The sequence below is a fragment of the Streptomyces sp. B1866 genome, assembly GCF_031932565.1.
GTDB lineage: Bacteria > Actinomycetota > Actinomycetes > Streptomycetales > Streptomycetaceae > Streptomyces.
Window position 1 is genome coordinate 25,994 of sequence record NZ_JAVSCF010000020.1, and the last position, 21,190, is coordinate 47,183.

At 73.5% G+C, this 21,190-nt stretch carries 21 protein-coding genes; 16 read left to right on the plus strand and 5 right to left on the minus strand.

The genetic code is table 11. The features are described 5' to 3' along the window. The first annotated feature begins 114 nt into the window (after window positions 1-114). Window positions 115-1,056: a heme o synthase gene (locus RKE29_RS05310; RefSeq protein WP_312003856.1), complete on the plus strand. Its 942-nt coding sequence runs from the start codon at window positions 115-117 to the stop codon at window positions 1,054-1,056. Between the two features lie 24 nt (window positions 1,057-1,080). Next, complete coding sequence (locus RKE29_RS05315; protein ID WP_312003857.1) at window positions 1,081-1,461, plus strand: hypothetical protein; 381 nt, start codon at window positions 1,081-1,083, stop codon at window positions 1,459-1,461. Between the two features lie 134 nt (window positions 1,462-1,595). On the opposite strand, the gene RKE29_RS05320 is transcribed toward RKE29_RS05315, so the two are convergent. The 3 genes from RKE29_RS05320 to RKE29_RS05330 form a co-directional block, all read right to left on the minus strand. Beyond that, entirely contained in the window at window positions 1,596-2,609 is a 1,014-nt protein-coding gene (locus RKE29_RS05320; RefSeq protein ID WP_312003858.1) for a COX15/CtaA family protein, read from the minus strand. A gap of 86 nt (window positions 2,610-2,695) precedes the next feature. Continuing rightward, entirely contained in the window at window positions 2,696-3,481 is a 786-nt protein-coding gene (locus RKE29_RS05325; RefSeq protein WP_312003859.1) for an ABC transporter permease, read from the minus strand. Further along, entirely contained in the window at window positions 3,478-4,404 is a 927-nt protein-coding gene (locus RKE29_RS05330) for an ABC transporter ATP-binding protein (RefSeq protein ID WP_312003860.1), read from the minus strand. Before RKE29_RS05330 ends, RKE29_RS05325 begins: the two co-directional genes overlap by 4 nt. 309 nt (window positions 4,405-4,713) lie before the next feature. On the opposite strand from RKE29_RS05330, the gene RKE29_RS05335 reads away from it, so the two are divergent. The 11 genes from RKE29_RS05335 (at window position 4,714) to dapD (ending at window position 13,573) form a co-directional block, all read left to right on the plus strand. Continuing rightward, window positions 4,714-5,490, plus strand: a complete 777-nt coding sequence (locus RKE29_RS05335) for an ArsR family transcriptional regulator (protein ID WP_312003877.1) — start codon at window positions 4,714-4,716, stop codon at window positions 5,488-5,490. Then, on the plus strand, window positions 5,487-6,908 hold the full coding sequence (gene sufB / locus RKE29_RS05340) for a Fe-S cluster assembly protein SufB (protein WP_312003861.1): 1,422 nt from the start codon (window positions 5,487-5,489) through the stop codon (window positions 6,906-6,908). Before RKE29_RS05335 ends, sufB begins: the two co-directional genes overlap by 4 nt. A 157-nt stretch (window positions 6,909-7,065) precedes the next feature. Then, window positions 7,066-8,235, plus strand: a complete 1,170-nt coding sequence (sufD, locus tag RKE29_RS05345) for a Fe-S cluster assembly protein SufD (RefSeq protein WP_312003862.1) — start codon at window positions 7,066-7,068, stop codon at window positions 8,233-8,235. Then, window positions 8,232-8,564, plus strand: coding sequence for a non-heme iron oxygenase ferredoxin subunit (locus RKE29_RS05350; protein WP_312003863.1), 333 nt, complete (start codon window positions 8,232-8,234; stop codon window positions 8,562-8,564). The genes sufD and RKE29_RS05350 overlap by 4 nt, the downstream gene beginning before the upstream one ends. 7 nt (window positions 8,565-8,571) lie before the next feature. Continuing rightward, the gene (gene sufC, locus RKE29_RS05355; RefSeq protein ID WP_312003864.1) at window positions 8,572-9,339 is read left to right on the plus strand and encodes a Fe-S cluster assembly ATPase SufC; all 768 of its coding nucleotides are present in this window, start codon (window positions 8,572-8,574) and stop codon (window positions 9,337-9,339) included. Continuing rightward, window positions 9,332-10,597: a cysteine desulfurase gene (locus RKE29_RS05360; protein ID WP_312003865.1), complete on the plus strand. Its 1,266-nt coding sequence runs from the start codon at window positions 9,332-9,334 to the stop codon at window positions 10,595-10,597. Before sufC ends, RKE29_RS05360 begins: the two co-directional genes overlap by 8 nt. Before the next feature lie 10 nt (window positions 10,598-10,607). Next, the gene (sufU, locus tag RKE29_RS05365; RefSeq protein WP_312003866.1) at window positions 10,608-11,072 is read left to right on the plus strand and encodes a Fe-S cluster assembly sulfur transfer protein SufU; all 465 of its coding nucleotides are present in this window, start codon (window positions 10,608-10,610) and stop codon (window positions 11,070-11,072) included. Next, window positions 11,069-11,422, plus strand: a complete 354-nt coding sequence (locus RKE29_RS05370) for a metal-sulfur cluster assembly factor (protein ID WP_312003867.1) — start codon at window positions 11,069-11,071, stop codon at window positions 11,420-11,422. Before sufU ends, RKE29_RS05370 begins: the two co-directional genes overlap by 4 nt. 70 nt (window positions 11,423-11,492) lie before the next feature. After that, window positions 11,493-11,813 (plus strand): multidrug efflux SMR transporter, encoded by a 321-nt coding sequence (locus RKE29_RS05375; RefSeq protein ID WP_312003868.1) that lies wholly within the window; start codon window positions 11,493-11,495, stop codon window positions 11,811-11,813. Further along, window positions 11,810-12,418 (plus strand): TetR family transcriptional regulator, encoded by a 609-nt coding sequence (locus RKE29_RS05380; protein WP_312003869.1) that lies wholly within the window; start codon window positions 11,810-11,812, stop codon window positions 12,416-12,418. The genes RKE29_RS05375 and RKE29_RS05380 overlap by 4 nt, the downstream gene beginning before the upstream one ends. Before the next feature lie 156 nt (window positions 12,419-12,574). Beyond that, complete coding sequence (dapD, locus tag RKE29_RS05385) at window positions 12,575-13,573, plus strand: 2,3,4,5-tetrahydropyridine-2,6-dicarboxylate N-succinyltransferase (RefSeq protein WP_312003870.1); 999 nt, start codon at window positions 12,575-12,577, stop codon at window positions 13,571-13,573. A 56-nt stretch (window positions 13,574-13,629) separates the two neighbouring features. Here the strand turns inward: dapD and RKE29_RS05390 are convergent, their stop codons facing one another. Then, complete coding sequence (locus RKE29_RS05390; RefSeq protein ID WP_312003871.1) at window positions 13,630-15,465, minus strand: endonuclease/exonuclease/phosphatase family protein; 1,836 nt, start codon at window positions 15,463-15,465, stop codon at window positions 13,630-13,632. A gap of 499 nt (window positions 15,466-15,964) precedes the next feature. Here RKE29_RS05390 and RKE29_RS05395 point away from each other — a divergent pair, with 499 nt between their 5' ends. The 3 genes from RKE29_RS05395 to RKE29_RS05405 all read left to right on the plus strand — a co-directional run bounded on the left by RKE29_RS05395 (window position 15,965) and on the right by RKE29_RS05405 (window position 20,468). Then, complete coding sequence (locus RKE29_RS05395) at window positions 15,965-17,560, plus strand: hypothetical protein (protein ID WP_312003872.1); 1,596 nt, start codon at window positions 15,965-15,967, stop codon at window positions 17,558-17,560. 282 nt (window positions 17,561-17,842) lie between these two features. Further along, the gene (locus RKE29_RS05400; RefSeq protein WP_312003873.1) at window positions 17,843-19,294 is read left to right on the plus strand and encodes an alkaline phosphatase PhoX; all 1,452 of its coding nucleotides are present in this window, start codon (window positions 17,843-17,845) and stop codon (window positions 19,292-19,294) included. A 124-nt stretch (window positions 19,295-19,418) separates the two neighbouring features. Then, window positions 19,419-20,468, plus strand: a complete 1,050-nt coding sequence (locus RKE29_RS05405) for an MsnO8 family LLM class oxidoreductase (RefSeq protein ID WP_312003874.1) — start codon at window positions 19,419-19,421, stop codon at window positions 20,466-20,468. Window positions 20,469-20,546: 78 nt separating this feature from the next. On the opposite strand, the gene RKE29_RS05410 is transcribed toward RKE29_RS05405, so the two are convergent. Next, window positions 20,547-21,190 (minus strand): TerD family protein (locus RKE29_RS05410; protein WP_312003875.1); only part of this gene is annotated, 644 nt, incomplete at its 5' end.

Consider the following 21,190-nt stretch of genomic DNA (forward strand, 5'->3'; position numbering starts at 1 on the left):
CCCCCACGTCGGGCGGCGTATTCGCTGCGTCTAGAGTGGCGTGGTACGCGCAAGTCTTTACCGGGCCTTCACGTCCGGTGCTTGCTGGTTTCTCGCCTTCTACCAGGGGTGTGCGTGACGGCCGTCGATTCCCGTCCAGCGGGTGTGCTTCCTGCCGGCCCCCGCCAGCGGCCCTTCGGTGCCCGCGCCAGGGCCTTCGTGGCGCTGACCAAGCCGCGCATCATCGAGCTGCTGCTGATGAGCACCGTGCCGGTGATGTTCCTGGCGGCCGAGGGCGTCCCGGACCTGTGGCTGGTGCTGGCCACCTGCGTGGGCGGTTACCTGTCGGCGGGCGGCGCGGCCGCGTTCAACATGTACATCGACCGGGACATCGACGCGCTGATGGACCGTACGGCCCAGCGCCCGCTGGTCACCGGCATGGTCAGCCCGCGCGAGTGCCTGGTGTTCGCCACGGCCCTGGCCGTGGTGTCCACCGTCTGGTTCTGGACGCTGGTCAACCCGCTGTCGGCGATGCTCGCCCTCGGCGCGCTGCTGTTCTACGTGCTCGTCTACACGATGTGGCTCAAGCGGCGCACCTCGCAGAACATCGTGTGGGGCGGCCTCGCGGGCTGCATGCCGGTGCTGGTGGGCTGGTCCGCCGTCACGAACTCGGTGTCCTGGGCCGCGGTGATCCTCTTCCTGGTGATGTTCTTCTGGACGCCGCCGCACTACTGGCCGCTGTCGATGCGGGTGCAGGAGGACTACCAGCGGGTGGGCGTGCCGATGCTGCCCGTCGTCGCGGGCAATCGGGCGGTCGCCCGGCAGATCGTCTGGTACAGCTGGGCGATGGTCGGCGCCTCCCTGCTGCTGTGGCCGCTGGGCTACACCGGCTGGTTCTACCCGGCCGTGGCGGCCGTGCTGGGCGCCTTCTGGCTGAAGGAGGCGTACGCGCTCCAGGCCCGTGCCCGGGCCGGGATCACCGGTCCGAAGCTGAAGGAGATGCGGCTGTTCCACTGGTCCATCACCTACGTGTCGCTGCTGTTCACCGCGGTGGCGGTGGACCCCTTCCTGCGCTGATTACCGACGGGTAGCATTCTGGTCATGGCAGCAGACACGGCAGACACCACGCGGTCCGACCAGGAGAGCCCGGCCGGCGGGCCGGCCCTGAACGGCCGCGACGACCGGCGCGCCCGGCGGCTCGCCCACCAGATCACCGCCTTCGCCAAGGGCCACGGCGGCAGCGCCGAGGGCCAGCTCGCGCACATCGCGCGTGGCAGCGTCCGCATCGCCCTGGTCGGCGCGAACGGCGAGTGGGGCAACCTCGTCGCCCCGTCCTTCCCCGTCGCCCAGCGGGCCGCGGAGCTGGCGAAGCTCCCCCTTCAGGACGACTTCGGCGGCGAACTGGCGGCCAAGGTGCGCACGGGGCCGTACGAGTGGTCCCGGATGGCGGGCATCCAGGTCGGCGGGCCCAGCAACGGCTGAGGCCGCGCGCCCGTCTCTCGCGACCCGCACTCCCTGTACGACACCGGGGGCCGGGCAGCTCGATGTCGAGCTGCCCGGCCCCCGGGTGCGTGCGTGGGTACTTCCTGCGGCGAGGAGCCCTGGCGGCCCGCCTGCTAGCGGCCCGCCGCCGACGGGGCCGCGTCGGCCGTACGCGCCGGCGCGGCGGCCGGCGGCGCCACCGGCTCGCCGCCCGGGGCCGCGGGCGGCACGGGCAGCCGCTCCCGCTGCGCGAGCAGCACCCGCAGCACCGCGATCCACACCAGGCACGAGCCGAACATGTGCATCCCGACGACCACCTCGGGCAGGTGCAGGACGTACTGTACGTAGCCGATCACGCCCTGGCCCAGCAGTACGGCCAGCAGCGCCAGGACCGCGCGGCGCGGGGCCGCCGGAGCCCGCACGGCGCGCAGCGCGAACCACAGGGCGCCGGTCAGCCCCAGCACGACGTACACCAGGTCCACGTGCACCTGGGTGATCTCCCGCCAGTTCAGCGGGATGCGGCGCACCTCCTCGGCGTCGCCCGCGTGCGGGCCCGCGCCGGTGACCACGGTGCCCGCCACGATCAGCAGGGCGGCGGCGGCCACCAGCAGCCACGTCAGCTGGCGCACCGGGCCGGGGACGGCCGCACGGGCCGGTCCGTCGCCCTCCCGCGCGCGCTGCCAGGTCAGCACGGCGACCGTGAGCAGCGCCGTCGACAGCAGGAAGTGCGCGCTGACGATGTACGGGTTGAGCCCGGTCAGGACGGTGACGCCGCCGACCACCGCGTTGCCCATGACGATCCAGAACTGGGCCCAGCCCAGCCGGGTCAGCGGGCGGCGCACCGGCGTGCGCGCGCGGGCGGCGACGATCAGCAGGCCGATGGCCGCGCACAGCACGTACGTGAGCATGCGGTTGCCGAACTCGATGGCGCCGTGCACGCCCATCGCGTGCGTCGGCGCCAGGCTCTCGTCGGTGCAGGTGGGCCAGGTCGGACAGCCGAGCCCGGACTCGGTGAGCCGGACCGCGCCGCCCGTCACGACGATCACGACCGACATCACCACGGCGGCGAGCGCGGCGCGCTCCACGAACCGCGCCGAGGGCTGCCAGCGGCGGGCGATCAGCGCGAAAGGATTCAGCGAATCGGGCACCCGCCCATCGTAGGCGCGTGCTTGTGCGGATTTTCACGAGGGGTACGGGCCGCGCCGCCCGGCGGCCCGTCACTCCCGTCGGCTCGTCACTCCCAGCGGAAGAAGCGCGCCGCGGCGCCCAGCCCGGCCACCGCCCACACCGCCAGGATCGCCAGGTCGCCCGCGGGCAGCCCGGCGCCGTCCCGCAGCACGTCCCGCAGCCCGTCCGACAGGGCGGCGACCGGCAGCAGCCCCAGGATGTCCTGGCCGGTGCCGCCGAACCGGTCGAGCGGCACGATGACCCCGCCGCCGACCAGCAGCAGGATGAAGACCAGGTTGGCGGCGGCCAGGGTCGCCTCGGCCCGCAGGGTGCCGGCCATCAGCAGCCCGAGCCCGGAGAAGGCGGCCGTGCCCAGGAGCAGCAGCAGGGCCACGGACAGCGGGTTGCCGTGTGGCGACCAGCCCAGCGCGAAGGCGATCGCGGTCAGCAGCGCGACCTGAAGGACCTCGGTGACCAGCACCGCGCAGGTCTTCGCGGCCATCAGCGCCCAGCGCGGCAGCGGCGAGGTGCCCAGGCGCTTGAGGACCCCGTACCGCCGCTCGAAGCCGGTGGCGATGGCCTGCCCGGTGAACGCCGTGGACAGCACCGCCAGGGCCAGCACGCCGGGCGCCAGGAAGTCCACCGGCTCGCCGCCGGGGCCGGCGGCGTCGCCGATGTCGACCACCTCGACCGTGCTGAACAGCACGAGCAGCAGCGACGGTATGAGGACGGTCAGCAGCAGCTGCTCGCCGTTGCGCAGCAGCATGCGGGTCTCCAGCGCGGCCTGCGCCCGGATCATCCGCGGCAGCGGAGCCGCGCCCGGGCGGGGCGTGAAGGTGCCGGTGGCGGTCACGAGCGCAGCTCCTTGCCGGTGAGTTCCAGGAAGACGTCCTCCAGGGTGTGCCGCTCGACCGAGATCCGCTCGGGCAGGACGCCGTTCTGCGCGCACCAGGTGGTGACGGTCGCCAGCAGCTGCGGATCGATCTTGCCGGTGACGCGGTACGAGCCCGGGGTCAGCTCGGCGGCGGTGGAGTCGACCGGCAGCGCCTTGAGAAGGGAGACCAGGTCCAGGGCGGGCCGGCCGGTGAAGCGCAGCGTGTTCTCGGCGCCGCCGCGGCACAGCTCCTCGGGGCTGCCCTGGGCTATCACCCGCCCGCCGTCGACGATCGCGACGCCGTCGGCGAGCTCCTCCGCCTCCTCCATGTGGTGCGTGGTCAGCGCGACGGTCACCCCGTCGTCCCGCAGGTCGCGCATCAGGTCCCAGGCGGCGTGGCGGGCCTGCGGGTCGAGGCCGGCGGTCGGCTCGTCGAGGAAGACCAGCTCGGGGCGGCCGACGACGGCCATCGCGAGCGCGAGGCGCCGCTGCTGCCCCCCGGACAGGCGCCGGTAGGGGGTGCGGCCGCAGGAGCCGAGCCCCAGCCGTTCGACCAGGGCCGGCACGTCCAGCGGGTGGGCGTGCAGCGCGGCGGTGTGGCGCAGGGCCTCTTCTGCGCGCGCTCCGGAATAAACCCCTCCGGACTGGAGCATCACGCCGATCCGGGGGCGCAGGGCGGCCGCCTGCGCCACGGGGTCCAGGCCGAGTACGCGGACGGTGCCGGCGTCCGGCCTGTGGTAGCCCTCGCAGGTCTCGACGGTGGTGGTCTTGCCTGCCCCGTTGGGGCCCAGCACGGCGGTCACGGTGCCGCGGGCCACGGTCAGGCTGAGCCCGTCGACCGCGGTCTTCGCGCCGTACCGCTTGACCAGTCCGACGACCTCGACGGCGGGCTCTTGTCGCATGCCCGGCAGTCTACGAAAGCGCCGACCCGCCGCGGGGCCCCGCCTGTCCCGGGCCGGCGCCCGCGCCCGTACCGTACGCGGGACGCCGCCCGCGCCCGCCGCCCGGCGTCCCTGTCCGCGTACGTGCGCGGACAGGGACGAGGACGTGCCCGCGACGGCCCGGGTTAGGTGAGCCTGAGTGACGCACTCCACCGGCGCCGGGCCCGGCGCGGCTTGTGTCGCGGCCGGGAATTACGCAACAATGGCGTTGTGAAATACGCGAGCGAGATTCCGGTGGAGCGCGCGGCCGACCCGGCCGCGCGGTCCGCTGTGCCCGCGCCCGCGCCCGAGGAGCAGCAGGGCACCCGGGACCGGGTGATCCGCTCCATCCGCGACCACGGCCCGTCGACCGCGGCCGAGCTGGCCCTGCGGCTGGAGCTGACCCAGGCGGCCGTCCGCCGCCACCTCGACGCCCTCGTCACCGACGGCGTGGTCGAGCCCCGCGAGAAGCGGGTGTACGGCGCGCGGGGCCGCGGCCGTCCGGCCAGGGCGTTCGCCCTCACCGACTGCGGCCGGGACGCCTTCGAGCACGCGTACGACCAGCTTGCCGTCGACGCGCTGCGCTGGATCGCGCAGAGCGCGGGCGGCGGCGAGCGGGGCCGGGCCGCCGTCGCGGCCTTCGCCCGGGCCAGGCTCGCCGCGCAGGCCGAGGCGTACCGCGCGGCGGTCGACGCCGCCGGGCCCGAGACCCGCGCCGAGGCCCTGGCCCGCGCGCTGACCGCCGACGGGTACGCTGCCACGGCGCGCGGTGCCCCGGTCGGCGAGCAGCTGTGCCAGCACCACTGCCCGGTCGCCCACGTGGCCGAGCACTACCCGCAGCTGTGCGAGGCGGAGACCGAGGTCTTCTCCGAGCTGCTGGGGACCCACGTGCAGCGCCTGGCCACCATCGCCCACGGTGACGGCGTGTGCACGACGTTCATCCCCCGGGCCGCCGAGCCCGACCGGTCCCCCGCGCGCGGGGCGCGCGCCCCGGGGACCGCCACCCTCAAGACCACCACCAAGACCAGCACGGCATCCGCCAGCACGGCCGGGAGGAACCCCGAATGACGCTTCCCACGGAGACCGCCCACCCCGAGCTTGAGGGCCTGGGCACCTACGAGTACGGCTGGGCCGACTCCGACGTGGCCGGCGCCTCGGCCAGGCGCGGCCTCTCCGAGGAGGTCGTCCGCGACATCTCCGCCAAGAAGTCCGAGCCGGAGTGGATGCTGCAGCGGCGCCTGAAGGGCCTGAAGCTGTTCGAGAAGAAGCCCATGCCGAACTGGGGCTCGGACCTGTCCGGCATCGACTTCGACAACATCAAGTACTTCGTGCGCTCCACCGAGCAGCAGGCCGCCTCCTGGGAGGAGCTGCCCGAGGACATCCGCAACACGTACGACAAGCTGGGCATCCCGGAGGCCGAGAAGCAGCGCCTGGTCGCGGGTGTGGCCGCGCAGTACGAGTCGGAGGTCGTCTACCACAAGATCCGCGAGGACCTTGAGGAGCAGGGCGTCATCTTCCTCGACACCGACACGGGCCTGAAGGAGCACCCCGAGCTGTTCCAGGAGTACTTCGGCACGGTGATCCCGGCGGGCGACAACAAGTTCGCCGCGCTGAACACGGCGGTGTGGTCCGGCGGGTCGTTCATCTACGTGCCGAAGGGCGTGCACGTGGAGATCCCGCTCCAGGCCTACTTCCGGATCAACACGGAGAACATGGGCCAGTTCGAGCGGACCCTGATCATCGTGGACGAGGACGCGTACGTCCACTACGTCGAGGGCTGTACGGCGCCGATCTACAAGTCGGACTCGCTGCACTCCGCGGTGGTCGAGATCATCGTCAAGAAGGGCGCCCGCTGCCGCTACACGACCATCCAGAACTGGTCGAACAACGTCTACAACCTGGTCACCAAGCGCGCCGTGGCCTACGAGGGCGCGACCATGGAATGGGTCGACGGCAACATCGGCTCCAAGGTCACCATGAAGTACCCGGCCGTGTACCTGATGGGCGAGCACGCCCGGGGCGAGACCCTGTCCATCGCCTTCGCGGGCGAGGGCCAGCACCAGGACGCCGGCGCCAAGATGGTCCACATGGCGCCGCGCACCTCGTCGAACATCGTGTCCAAGTCGGTGGCGCGCGGCGGCGGCCGCACCTCCTACCGCGGTCTCATCGAGATCGGCGAGGGCGCCGAGGGCTCGAAGTCCAACGTGCTGTGCGACGCGCTGCTGGTGGACACCATCTCCCGCTCGGACACCTACCCGTACGTGGACGTCCGCGAGGACGACGTGTCCATGGGCCACGAGGCGACCGTCTCCAAGGTCAGCGAGGACCAGCTGTTCTACCTGATGAGCCGCGGTCTGTCGGAGGACGAGGCCATGGCGATGATCGTGCGCGGCTTCGTGGAGCCGATCGCGCGCGAGCTGCCGATGGAGTACGCGCTGGAGCTCAACCGGCTCATCGAGCTGCAGATGGAGGGCGCCGTCGGCTGACGCCGGCCGCCCAGTCCGTCACCGGCCCACCGCCGTGGGCCACCCCGTTCGGGCCGTGAGCGAGCCGAGGGGCGCCGCCCCTGCCGAAGGCGTCGGCAGGGGCGTCCCCGAGGCGAGCGGGCCACACGAAGGCAGAAAGCGAGCTGTACGACTAGCCATGGCTGACAGCATTCCGGCCGGGAGCACCACGGAGGGTGCCATCCAGGTGGGCCAGCCCACCGACGCGCGGTCCGCCGCGCCCGCGTCCTACGAGGTGGCCGACTTCCCGGTGCCGCACGGCCGCGAGGAGGAGTGGCGGTTCACGCCGCTGGAGCGCCTGCGCGGCCTCCACGACGGCACCGCCGAGGCCACCGGCGGCGTACGGGTCGAGGTGACCGCCCCCGAGGGCGTCACCGTCGAGACCGTCGACCGCGCCGACCCCCGGCTCGGCCGGGCGGGCAAGCCGGTGGACCGGGTCGCGGCCCAGGCGTACAGCTCGTTCGAGAAGGCGTCGGTGGTCTCGGTGCCGAAGGACGCGGTGCTCGCCGAGCCGGTGCGGGTCGCCGTGCACGGCGAGGGCGGCACGGCTTACGGGCACCTGCTGGTGGACGTGGGCGCGTTCGCCGAGGCCGTCGTCGTGCTGGACCACACCGGCGGCGGCACCCTCGCCGCCAACGTGGAGTACGTGCTGGGCGACGGCGCCCGGCTGACCGTGGTGTCCGTCCAGGACTGGGACGACCAGGCGGTGCACGCCGGACAGCACACCGCGCTGGTCGGCCGGGACGCCGCGTTCAAGTCGGTGGTGGTCACCCTCGGCGGCGACCTGGTGCGGCTGCACCCGCGCGTGGTCTACGGCGGCCCCGGCGGCGAGGCCGAGTTGTACGGGCTGTACTTCACCGACAACGGCCAGCACCAGGAGCACCGGCTCTTCATCGACCACGACACGCCGCACTGCCGCAGCAACGTGGCGTACAAGGGCGCGCTCCAGGGCAAGAACGCGCACGCGGTGTGGATCGGCGACGTGCTCATCCGAGCGGTCGCCGAGGGCACCGACACCTACGAGCTCAACCGCAACCTCGTCCTCACCGACGGCGCCCGCGTCGACTCCGTGCCGAACCTGGAGATCGAGACCGGCGAGATCGTCGGCGCCGGCCACGCCTCGGCGACCGGCCGCTTCGAGGACGAGCAACTGTTCTACCTGATGGCCCGGGGCATCCCGGCCGACGAGGCCCGCCGCCTGGTGGTGCGCGGCTTCTTCGCCGAGCTGGTCCAGCAGATCGGCGTGCCGGACGTGGAGGAGCGGCTGCTCGCCAAGATCGACGAGGAGCTGGAGGCGTCCGTCGCATGAGTGCCTTCGAGCGGGTCTGCGCCCTGAGCGAGCTGGAGGAGGACACCCCCAGGCGGGTGGAGCTCGACGGCGTGCCGGTCTCCGTCGTGCGCACCGAGGGCGAGGTGTTCGCGATCAACGACATCTGCTCGCACGCGAACGTGTCGCTGTCCGAGGGTGAGGTGGCCGACTGCGCCATCGAGTGCTGGCTGCACGGCTCCAGCTTCGACCTGCGCACCGGCAAGCCGTCCTCGCTGCCCGCCACCCGCCCCGTCCCCGTATACCCCGTCAAGATCGAAGGAGACGGCGCCGACGCGGCCGTGTTCGTCTCCGTCACCCAGGAGTCCTGAGGCATCCATGGCAACGCTTGAGATCCACGACCTGCACGTCTCCGTCGACGCCGAGGGCGGTCCGCGCGAGATCCTGCGCGGGGTCGACCTGACCGTGAAGCAGGGCGAGACGCACGCCATCATGGGCCCCAACGGCTCCGGCAAGTCCACCCTGGCGTACTCGCTGGCCGGCCACCCGAAGTACACGGTCACCAGCGGCACCGTCACCCTGGACGGCGAGGATGTGCTGGCGATGTCCGTCGACGAGCGGGCCCGTGCGGGCGTCTTCCTCGCCATGCAGTACCCGGTGGAGGTCCCCGGCGTCTCCGTCTCCAACTTCCTGCGCACCTCGGCGACCGCCGTCCGCGGCGAGGCGCCCAAGCTGCGGCTGTGGGTGAAGGAGGTCAAGGAGGCCATGGAGCGCCTGCACATCGACCCGTCCTTCGCCGAGCGGAACGTGAACGAGGGCTTCTCCGGCGGTGAGAAGAAGCGTCACGAGATCCTTCAGCTGGAGCTGCTGAAGCCGCGCGTCGCGATCCTGGACGAGACCGACTCGGGCCTGGACGTGGACGCGCTGCGGGTGGTCTCCGAGGGCGTCAACCGGGTCCGCGACACCGGCCTGGTCGGCACCTTGCTGATCACGCACTACACCCGCATCCTGCGCTATATCAAGCCCGACCACGTCCACGTGTTCGCCGCCGGGCGGATCGCCGAGTCCGGCGGCCCGGAGCTGGCGGACAAGCTGGAGGACGAGGGCTACGAGTCCTATGTGAAGGGCGGCCCGACAGGTGAGTGACACAACGGCGCTCGCGGGTCTGCTCGACACCGAGGCGATCCGCAAGGACTTCCCCGTCCTGGACCGCGTGGTGCACGACGGCCGGAAGCTCGTCTACCTGGACAACGCCGCGACCTCCCAGAAGCCGCGCCAGGTGATCGACGCGCTGAACACCTACTACGAGCGGTACAACGCCAACGTGCACCGCGGCGTCCACGTGCTCGCCGAGGAGGCCACGGCGCTGTACGAGGGCGCCCGGGACAAGGTCGCCGCCTTCGTCAACGCGCCCAGCCGCGACGAGGTGATCTTCACCAAGAACGCGTCCGAGTCGTTGAACCTGGTCGCCAACATGCTCGGCTGGGCGGACGAGCCGTACCGGGTGGACCGCGAGACCGAGATCGTCATCACGGAGATGGAGCACCACTCCAACATCGTGCCGTGGCAGCTGCTGTCGCAGCGCACCGGCGCGAAGCTGAAGTGGTTCGGCCTCACCGACGACGGCCGCCTCGACCTGTCCCGGATCGAGGAGGTCATCACCGAGAAGACCAAGGTCGTCTCGTTCGTGCTGGTCTCCAACATCCTCGGCACGGTCAACCCGGTCGACGCCATCGTCCGCCGCGCCCAGGACGTCGGCGCGCTCGTCGTGGTGGACGCCTCCCAGGCCGCCCCGCACATGGCGCTGGACGTGCAGGCGCTCCAGGCCGACTTCGTCGCCTTCACCGGCCACAAGATGTGCGGGCCCACCGGCATCGGCGTGCTGTGGGGCCGCCAGGAGCTGCTGGAGGACCTGCCGCCCTTCCTCGGCGGCGGCGAGATGATCGAGACCGTCTCGATGCACTCGTCCACCTACGCCCCGGCGCCGCACAAGTTCGAGGCGGGCACGCCCCCGATCGCCCAGGCCGTCGGCCTCGGCGCGGCCGTGGACTACCTGACCTCGATCGGCATGGACGCCATCGCCGAGCACGAGCACGTGCTCACCGAGTACGCGGTCGGCAGGCTGCTGGAGGTGCCCGGCCTGCGGATCATCGGCCCGACGACGGCCGAGGAGCGCGGCGCCGCGATCTCCTTCACCCTGGGCGACATCCACCCCCACGACGTCGGGCAGGTGCTGGACGAGCTGGGCATCGCCGTCCGGGTGGGGCACCACTGCGCCCGCCCGGTCTGCCTGCGCTACGGAATTCCCGCGACGACGCGAGCGTCGTTCTATCTGTACTCCACCCCGGCCGAGGTCGACGCCCTGGTCGCGGGCCTGGAGCACGTTCGGAACTTCTTCGGCTAGGGGCTGCCTCGTGAAGCTGGATTCCATGTACCAGGACGTGATCCTCGACCACTACAAGCACCCTCACGGCAGGGGGCTGCGGCCCGGCGACGCGGAGGTGCACCACGTCAACCCGACGTGCGGCGACGAGATCACCCTGCGGGTGCAGCTCGACGGCGCCGTGATCAAGGACGTCAGTTACGAGGGCCAGGGCTGTTCGATCAGCCAGGCCAGCGCGTCCGTGCTCAACGAGTTGCTGGTCGGCAAGGAGCTGTCCGAGGCACGCAAGATCCAGGAGGCGTTCCTGGAGCTGATGCAGTCCAAGGGCCGCATCGAGCCGGACGACGCGATGGAGGAGGTGCTGGAGGACGCGGTCGCGTTCGCCGGCGTCTCCAAGTACCCGGCGCGCGTGAAGTGCGCCCTGCTGAGCTGGATGGCCTGGAAGGACGCCACGGCGCAGGCGCTGGGCGAGACCCCTGCGAGGAAGACGGCATGAGCGAGAACACCGAGACCACCACCGCGGCCGGCACGGCCACCGCCGCCACCGAGGAGGAGATCCGCGAGGCGATGATGGACGTGGTCGACCCCGAGCTGGGCATCGACGTGGTCAATCTCGGCCTCGTCTACGGCATCCACGTCGACGAGTCGAACATCGCCACGCTCGACATGACGCTGACCTCCGCGGCGTGTCCGCTGACCGACGTCATCGAGGACCAGGCGCGGGCCGCCACCGAGGGCATCGTCGACGAGCTGAAGATCAACTGGGTCTGGATGCCGCCGTGGGGCCCGGACAAGATCACGGACGACGGCCGGGAGCAGCTGCGGGCGCTGGGCTTCAACGTCTGAGCCCGTTCCGGACCAGGTCGCCGCCCGCCCGTGTGTACGGGCGTACGCATCGTTGTGTACGCTCGTACGCATGGGCTATCTGATGCTGTCCGGGGCCATCCTGGCCGAGATACTGGCGACCACCTCCATGAAGTACAGCGACGGCTTCAGCAGGCTGTGGCCCTCGCTGGGCACCGCCCTGGGCTACGTGATCGCCTTCGCCCTGCTCGCGCAGACCCTCAGGACCGTGGCCGTCAGCACCGCCTACGCCATCTGGTCCGGCGCCGGCACCGCCGTCATGGCGGCGATCGGCATGGTCTTCCTCGGCGAGGCGGCGACCGCCGCGAAGGTGGCCGGCGTGGCCCTGGTGATCGCGGGAGTGGTGGTGCTGAACCTCGGCGGCGCGCAGTGACACCCCGCCGCCACGACCCCGACCGCCGCGCGCGCATCGTCGACGCGGCCGTCGCGGTCCTCGGGCGCGGCGGCATCGCGGCGCTCAGCCACCGGGCCGTGGCCGCCGAGGCGGACGTGCCGCTCGGCTCGACCACTTACCACTTCAGCAGCCTGGACGACCTGCTGCTCGCCGCGCTCCGCCGGATCGACGCCGCCTGGCTGGCCGGCATCGCCCGCTGGTCGGACGGCGTACGCCCGGGGGTGCCGCTCGCCGACGAGCTGACCGGGCTGGTCGGCGAACTGCTCGGGCGCGGCCGGGACGTACTCCAGGCGGAGTACGAGCTGTACCTCGCCGGGCTGCGCCGCGAACCGCTGCGGCAACTCGCCACCGAGTGCCTGGACGCCATGGCCGCGCTCCTTCGGCGGCACACCGCGGACGAGGCCACCGCCCGCACGCTGGTCGCCCTGCTCGACGGGCTGATCCTGCGCTGCCTGCTCACCTCCGGGCCGTACGACCGGGACGAGATCCGCGCGGCGTTCGCCCGGGTGACCGGAGAGAGCCCCTCCGCGCATGCCGGGCCGGACGGCACAGGACCGGGGTCGCCCGGGTCGGGCGGCGGCTGATCCCGGTCACCGGACCGGCGGCCGTGGCCGGCCGGCGGCCGGTCCTCAGCGCCGCGGCCGGTCCGGATCGCGGCGGTTCGGGCGGGCGGAGCCGGCCGTGTCTGGGGGCTGAGACCGGTTCGCCTCCCCGGCCCGCCTCCGGTTAGCGTGACGACCATGACCGACGCAGCCACCACCCCTGCTACCACCTCCACCGGCGCCGCCGCGGCCGGCCTGGCCACGGTCGCCGACGACGGCACCGTGCTCGACACCTGGTTCCCGGCGCCCGAGCTGGTCGCCGAACCCGGCCCCTCCGGCACCGAGCGGCTGAGCCCCGAGCGCGCCGCCGAACTGCTCAGCGAGGGCGTGCGGGGCGCGCTCGGACCGGACCCGCGCCGCGGCGTCGAGGTCGTCGCCGTCCGCACGGTCATCGCCTCGCTCGACACCAAGCCGCTCGACGCGCACGACGTCTACCTGCGGCTGCACCTGCTCAGCCACCGGCTGGTGCGGCCCCACGGGCAGAACCTGGACGGCGTCTTCGGCCTGCTCGCCAGCGTCGCGTGGACCAGCCTCGGGCCCGTACCCGTCGACCAGGTGGAGCGGGCCCGGCTCGCGGCCCGCGCCGCGGGGCAGCCGTTCGCGGTGACCAGCGTGGACAAGTTCCCCCGGATGACCGACTACGTGGTGCCCTCCGGTGTGCGCGTCGCCGACGCCGACCGGGTCCGGCTCGGCGCGCACCTCGCCCCCGGCACCACCGTCATGCACGAGGGCTTCGTCAACTACAACGCCGGCACGCTGGGCGTCTCCATGGTGGAGGGCCGGATCAGCGCGGGCGTCATGGTCGGTGACGGCTCCGACATCGGCGGCGGCTCCTCGATCATGGGCACGCTGTCCGGCGGCGGCAAGGAGGTCATCTCGCTGGGGGAGCGCTGCCTGCTGGGCGCCCAGGCGGGCATCGGCATCTCGCTCGGCGACGAGTGCGTCGTGGAGGCGGGCCTGTACGTGACCGCGGGCAGCCGCGTCACCCTGCCCGACGGCCGGACCGTCAAGGCCCGGGAGCTGTCCGGCGCCTCCGGCCTGCTCTTCCGCCGCAACTCCACCACCGGCACCGTCGAGGCCCTGCCGCGCACCGGCTCCTGGGGCGGCCTGAACGAGGTGCTGCACAGCAACAACTGAGTACCGCGGGGGCGGCGCCGGACCCTCCGCCGCCCCCGCCGCCCGCGTGCGCCGCGCTACGGGCGCAGCCGCACCACCTGCGGGTCGTGGTCGCTGGCCTGGTCGGCGAACTCGGCGTTCAGGTGCACGATGTCGTAGTCCGCGCGGGCCTGTCCGCGGCTGGTGAGGATGTGGTCCAGCGCCTGCGAGTTGCCGTTGAAGACGTAGCCGTACCGCTCGGCGCGCGGCAGCCGGTCCACCAGGTCGGTTAGCGCGCCCCCGGCGGTGAGCGCGGCCAGGGCGGGCGAGAACGGGTAGTCGTTGAGATCGCCCGCGACCACCACCGCGGCGCGCGGGTCGACCGCGAGCACGTCCTCGACGAAGGCGTTCACGGCCGCGCCCTGCGCGGTGCGCTGCACCTCGGTCACCCGCGCCGGGGGCTGGAACCGGCCGTCCAGAGCCTGGTCGCCGCCCTTGGAGTTGAAGTGGTTGGCGACCACGAACACCGGTCGGCCCTGGAAGGAGAACTGCCCGGCGAGCGGCTTGCGGCTGTCCTCCCAGGCGGCGTTGCCCGGGTCGATGCGGCCGGGGGACGCCGACAGGCTCGGCCTGCCGCGGTCGGCCAGCACCCGCACCGGCGTGGTGGCGTCGCCGCCGGGGGTGTCGGTGAAGGACACGCGCTCGGGGTTGAAGAGGAAGGCGACGCGGATGTTGCCGCCCGGCTGCCCGCCGTCCTGGTCGTCCACCGGGTCGATCTGCCGCCACTGGTAGGCGGGCCCGCCCGCCGCGCGGATGGCGTCGGTCAGCTTCGTCAGCGTGGCATCGGCGCTGACGACCGCGTCGTTGGTGGGCCCGTTGTCGTCCTGCACCTCCTCCAGAGCCACGATGTCGGGCGAGGCGAGGTTGCTCACCAGCGCCGCCGCGAGCCGGTCGAACTTCGCGGCCGGGGTCTTCGGCGACAGGTTCTCCACGTTGTAGGTGGCCACGGACAGCTCGTCCGCCGCCTGCGGGCGGGTGGACTCGCGGGCCAGGCCGCCGCGGGCCAGGTCGCCGAACGCGGTGGCCTCGATCTCGTAGCCGCCGAAGTTGTCATAGTCCAGCGGCCCGGCCGTGGTGCCGGCCAGCGTGTCGCCCACGTCCGCGACGGGGAAGGGCCGCTGGGCGAACGGGATGAGGGAGGCGACCTTGACCCGGCCCGGGTTCGGGTCGCGGTACGAGGCGTAGAGCGTGCCGCCGCGCGGGGTCCGGTTACGGCCCGGCTCCGCGGTGACCCACAGCTCGTTGAAGTCGCTGGTCGGGCCCACGACCGGGGCGTCGCGCACGGCCACCCGCATGCCCTCCAGGGACTCGTACCGGTCCAGGGCGTACGTACGCGGACGCAGCCGGAGGCTTTCGACGGAACCGCCTGCGGCGTTCGGGGCGAACCGGTCGGGTACGGAGGCCGGGCGGAGAGCGAAGGCGTCGGGCAGCGGGTTGCCCGAGGAGAGCACCGTCCAGGACGGCTTGGAGATCTGGGTGACCGACTGCAGACCCTTGTCCTCGCCGCCCGGGTAGAACTCGCCGACCGTCCCGGACACGGTCACCGCGTCGCCGACGGTGACGGCGGGGGTGGTCGAGCCGGTGAACACGAAGACGCCCTCGCTGGTGGCGGGGTCGCGGTCGGATTCTGGATCCTGGATCCAATATCCACGAGCCGATCCGAAGGCGCGCACCGCCGTCACCGTGCCCGGCACGTCGGTCACCGGCTGCCCTGCCAGCGGGGATATTCGGGTGTTGCCCTGTATGTCGTGGATGCGGACCTCGACGGCGTCCGCCCGCTGCGGAGCGGCGATCAGCCCGCCGACGAGCGCGGCCGCCGCGAGTGCGGCGAGGACGGTGGCCGGGTGCCGCGCGGACACTGCGTGTGAGGACATGGCGGGCCTTCCTTGGGCAGTTCCTGATGCCAGTCTCGCGCCGGGGAGCGGTGCCCGCGATGCGAGCGCCCGGCGCTACGCGCGTCAATGTCGGGCCGGGCGGCGGTAGCTGTCAAGGCGGGCCGCCCCTACGGCTCCTGACGGACCGGTGAATTCCCCGCGCGCCTCCGCGCCGGCCGGCGGGCCTTGGCCGACGGGCGGATCCGCTGCCGTGCGGCGCCGGACTCCGTCCGCCCGCGCGGGCGGGTCCCGGCGTGGATTTCGGATTCTGGATCCAGGAGATCGGATATTGGATCCAATATGGCGCGCTCGCGCTCGCGCCCGTCTCGCCGCCCGCCGCCCGCCGCTGGCCGGATCCGGCTTCTGGCCCCCGTGCCCGTCACATCGGGAGGAGGCGACGGGGGTATTCCGTCTACGCTGGGCACTCGGCCGTGTATCGGCCGTAGCCCGCACCGGTCGGCACGCCGGTGCCCCGCGTACGAGGAGATGACGTCCCCCCATGTCCCAGGACCGCCCCACCTTGCCGCCCGTGCGGCTCCGCGGCGACGCCGAGCTGGCGCGCGACGCACTCGCCGCGCCGCTGTTCGACCGTGCGGTGCGGCTCGCCCGATGGACCGACGGCGAGCGGCGGGTCGCGGCGGACGGCGACCTGCTGGCGGACGACCTGCGGGCGGCCGCCGGGCACCTCGGGCTCGGGGGCGACGAGGAGGCGCTGGCAGAGGCGGCGGACGCGTGGCGGATGGCCCTGGCCACCGGTGTGGTCGCGATCCGCGAGGACCAGGACGAGGCGGCCGGCGGGACCGGCGGCGCGCAGGGCCCGGGCCCGGAGGCGGAGTATCCCGTCGTCACCCAGGCCGAGGGCCTGTGGCTGATCGACAAGGGGAGCCACCCGGAGTACGTGCTGGACATGTGGCTGGACGGCTTCGAGGCGGTCGTCACCGACGCCGCCCTCCCCTTCGGCCCGGAGCCCGGCGGCCTCGCCGGCTGGCCCGGTGACGAGGACGGCGACGGCGCGGCCGACGAGGGCCTTCCGGACGCGTTCGACTGGGACCCGGAGGAGGAGGCCGACTTCCTCGACAGCGTGCTGGCCAACCTCTACGTGCTCACCGCCCTGGACGAGGACCCCGGCGGCCGCGCCGTCCCGCTGCCCGCGCTCGCCGCCTCCGTGCTCATCCCCGGCGACGTCGAGGAGCCGAGCGACGAGCTGCTGGAGGAGGTCTCCGAGGCGATGGTGCGCCTGGACGACCAGTTCCGGCTGCTCGCGCCCACCGGCGCGGTGGAGTACCGGCCGGTGGACGAGGCGCTGATCGAGGAGGTCGACGGCGCGGGGCCCGGCCCCCGCCCGGCCGACACGCCCCCACCGGCCGACTCCGACTCCGGCCTCGACGCAGACTCAGGCCTCGACTCCGACCCCGGCTCCGACGCCGACGACGAGGACCTGTCCCGCTACGGCGCCGTCCGCCTCACCCCGCTCGGCGTCTACGCCATACGGGCCCGGATGCTCTACGCGGGCATGGCCGCGCCGCTCGTCGGCGAGCTGGCCGAGCGCGACGCGGACGCCCTGCTGGACGCCCTGGCCGACTACCCCGCGCCCGCCGCGCACGCCGAGGTCGAGCAGTGGCTCGCGCGCCGCGCGCCCGACGAGGCGGCCCGCGCCCTGCTCGCCGCCGCGCGCGGCGACGACGAGCGCGCGCCGCTGCGCCGCCTGACCTGCCAGCAGACCCTCTCCCTGGTCGGTGCCCCGGCCGAGCCCGCGGTGCGGGAGGTGCTGGACGACCGGCACCTGGGCGGGCTCGCCCGGGTGTGGCTGGCGGAGCACAAGGCCGCCGACGTGCCCGAGCCGTCGGAGGACATGGTGTTCTGGCTGACGGTGGACACCATCGCGGCGCAGCTGACCGCCGAGGGCGAGTCCGCCGAGCTGCGGGACCTGGTGCGGGGCCTGGTGGACCGCTCGGGCGGCTTCTTCGACTCCGCCTGGCGGGTGGACCACCCGGCGACCGCGGAGGTGCTGGAGGCGATGGGACGGCTGCACCCGGACAAGGAGGCCGCGAAGGAGGCGCGCCGGGCCGCCTTCAAGGCGCGGTCGCGCGCCTGACGCCGCACGCGTGCGGGCCGCACGCCGGGCGCCTGGCACCGTGGCCCGGGCGCCCGGCGTGCGGCCCGCCCGTACGGGTATCCGGCGGATACGGGCCCGGGCCGCACCGAGGTCGGTCATATCGGTCGACCGGACCCTGCGACGTCGTTCCCCGTTCAACCGGCGTTCGGCTGGGCNGTCGACCGGACCCTGCGACGTCGTTCCCCGTTCAACCGGCGTTCGGCTGGGCGCGCCACGGTGGCCCTGCCCCCCCGCACGGACACTGGCACCTGGGAGACGACGATGCCGCTCAGCCGTAGAGATTTCGCCAAGCGTTCCGCGTACACCGGGGCTGGAGTCGCCCTGGTCGGCAGCGTCGGCGTGCTGGGCACCGCGCCCGGCGCGCTCGCCGCGGAGGCCGCGGACGCCGAGGCCGAAGGGCTCGGCCACGGGCACCGGTTCGGCTACGGCCCGCTGCTGCCCGACCCGGACGGCATCCTCGCCCTCCCCGCCGGCTTCAGCTACCGCGTCATCACGCGGACGGGCGTGACGACGCTGGAGTCCGGCGAGTCCACCCCGTCCAACCACGACGGGACCGCGACCTTCGAGGGCCCGCGCGGCGCGACGCTGCTGGTCAACAACCACGAGCTGAAGGGCCCGCGGTCGTCCTGGCCGCACCCGGTGCCGCTCGCCGAGGGCCTGGTCTACGACCCGGCCGCCTCCGGCGGCTGCACGGTGGTGGAGGTCTCCAAGCACGGCGAGCCGCTGGGCGAGTGGGTGGGCATAGCCGGCACGTCCACCAACTGCGCGGGCGGCAGCACTCCGTGGGGCACCTGGCTGACCTGCGAGGAGACCGAGGACAAGGCCGGGAAGAACGGCATGACCAAGGACCACGGGTACGTCTTCGAGGTCGACCCGCTGGACCGCCGCGCCAACCGCGACCCCAAGCCGATCAAGGCGCTGGGCCGGTACGCGCACGAGGCGGTCGTCGTGGACCCGCGGCGTGGCCACCTCTACCTCACCGAGGACGCCTCGGGCCCCAACGGCCTGTTCTACCGCTGGACCCCGCCGCAGGGCTTCCGGCACGGGCGCGGGAAGCTGCGCACGCTCGCCGACGACGCGGGTGCGCTCCAGGCGTTCCGCTGCTTCGACTCCGGCGGCCGGTTCGTGGACGACCTGTCGCGCGCCACGGAGACCGGCACCGTCTACGGCGTCGACTGGGTGGACGTGCCGGACCGCGACGCGCGCTCGGTGCCGGTGCGTGCCCAGTTCGGCCCCGGCCAGGTCACCCGGGCGCGGAAGCTGGAGGGCATGTGGTGGGGGGACGGCGGCGCGTACGTCGTGGCCTCCTTCGCCCGCTCCGAGAGCCCGGTCGCGCACGACGGCCAGGTGTGGTTCTACAACCCGGCGCGGCGCACGCTGACCCTGAAGGTGCTGCTCGGCGTCAACCCCGACCCGGCCGAGGACGGCGCCCTCGACGGCCCGGACAACATCACCGTCTCGCCGTACGGCGGCCTGGTCGTCGCCGAGGACGGCGAGGGCGTCCAGCACCTCTTCGGCGCCACGGACGACGGCCGCACGTACCCGATCGCCCGCAACGAGCTGAACATCGGCACGGCGGAGAAGCCGGAGTACAGCGAGTTCACCGGGGTGGTCTTCTCGCACGACGGCCGGACGCTGTTCGCCAACATCCAGGACCCGGGGATCATGCTGGCCATCACCGGCCCGTGGCGGCGGCAGCGCCCCGACTGCTGACCACCGGGCGCGCCGAACGCGGCGCGCGGCCGGAGGCGGCGCGGGCCCCGCGCGCCGGGCCGGGCCCCGCGCGCCGGGGCGCGGCGGGCGGGAATCCGCGCGCGGCCGCGTTGTTGAACCAGTCGTGACCACCTCGCGCCTGCGGGCCACCCGCTTCTCGGTCCTGGACCGCTCCCGCACCCGGCGGGGGCGGTCGCAGGGGGAGGCGCTGCGCGACACCGTGCGGTTCGCGCGGCGCGCCGAGGCCCTCGGCTACCACCGGTTCTGGGTGGCCGAGCACCACAGCGTGCCCGGCGTGGCCGGGGCGGCGCCGACCGTGCTGGCCGCCGCGGTCGCGTCCGCCACCCGGCGCGTGCGGGTGGGCACCGGCGGCGTGATGCTGCCCAACCACCGGCCGCTGGTGATGGCCGAGCAGTTCGGGGTCCTGGCCTCGCTCTTCCCCGGCCGGATCGACATGGGCCTGGGCCGGTCGGTCGGCTTCACCGACGGCGTACGGCGGGCGCTGGGCACGGCCGAGGACGCAAGGGACGGCTTCGGCGCCGGCCTCGCCGAGCTGCTGGGCTACTTCACCTGCGAGCAGCGCACCCACCCCGAGGTGCACGCCCACCCCGCCGAGGGACTGCTGCCGCCCGCGTTCGTGCTGGCCACCGGCGCCGGGGCGGACATCGCGGCCGCCGCGGGCCTGGCGCTGGTGATCGGCGGGGTGGGCGGCGAGGACCGGACGCTGCGGGCGATCGACCGCTACCGCGCGGGCTTCCGGCCGTCCGCCTGGTGGGACCGGCCGTACGTGGTGGTGGCGGGCACCGTCGCGGTGGCCGGCACGACCGAGGACGCCCGCCGGCTGCTGCTGCCGGAGGCGTGGGCGCTGGCCCGCTCGCGCACCCGAGGCGTCTTCCCGCCGCTCGTACCGGCCGAGGAGGTCGCCGCCCTGGAGGCGGACGGGATGACCGGGAAGGAGCGCGGCTTCTACCAGGAGGCGCTGCGCGGCCACATCCACGGCACCGAGGAAGAGGTCGCCACCGCGCTGGAGGCGCTGATCGGCCGCAGCGGCGCCGACGAGGTGCTGGTCACCACCAGCACCCACGACCGGGCGGCGATGCTGGACTCCTACCGGCGGCTGGCCCGCCTGGCCGGGCTGCCTGCCGAGGCGGGCGGCGCGCTCCGGGCGGCCTGAGCCGCCCGGCTCCGGGCCGCCCGGGCCGTACGCGCCGCCGCCGGCCGCCCGAGCCCGGCGGCGCCCCGGACCTTCAGCTCACAGGGCCTGGCCCGCGGGCTTGGCCATGCCGCGCACGGTACGCGCGTCCACGAAGTCGCCCATGGCGGTCATCTCCCACTCACCCGAGAACTGCTTGATCAGCTTGGCGAGCATGACGCCCGTGCGCGGCTCGGCGTGGGTCAGGTCGAAGCGGACCAGCTCCTCGCCCGTCCCGGCGTCGAGCAGACGGCAGTACGCCTTGGCGACGTCGGTGAACTTCTGCCCGGAGAAGGAGTTGACCGTGAAGACCAGGCCGGTGACCTGCGGCGGCAGCCCGCCGAGGTGCACGGTGATGGACTCGTCGTCCCCGCCGCCCTCGCCGGTGAGGTTGTCGCCGGAGTGCTGGATCGCGCCGTTCAGGATCACGAGCTTGCCGAAGAAGCAGGCGTCGATCTTCTTGCGGTCCGCGCCGAAGGCGATCACCGAAGCGTCCAGGTCGATGTCCTTGCCCCGGAACGCCGGCTCCCAGCCCAGGCCCATCCGCACCGAGGTCAGCACCGGCCGGCCGCCCTTGACCAGGGACACCGTCTGGTTCTTCTGGAGGCTCACCCGGCCCTTGTCCAGATTCACCTTGCCCGGGGCGCCCGGGGCAGCCGGGGCGGCGGGCGGCGCGAGCGGGGCCCGCGGCGCGGCGGGCGGCG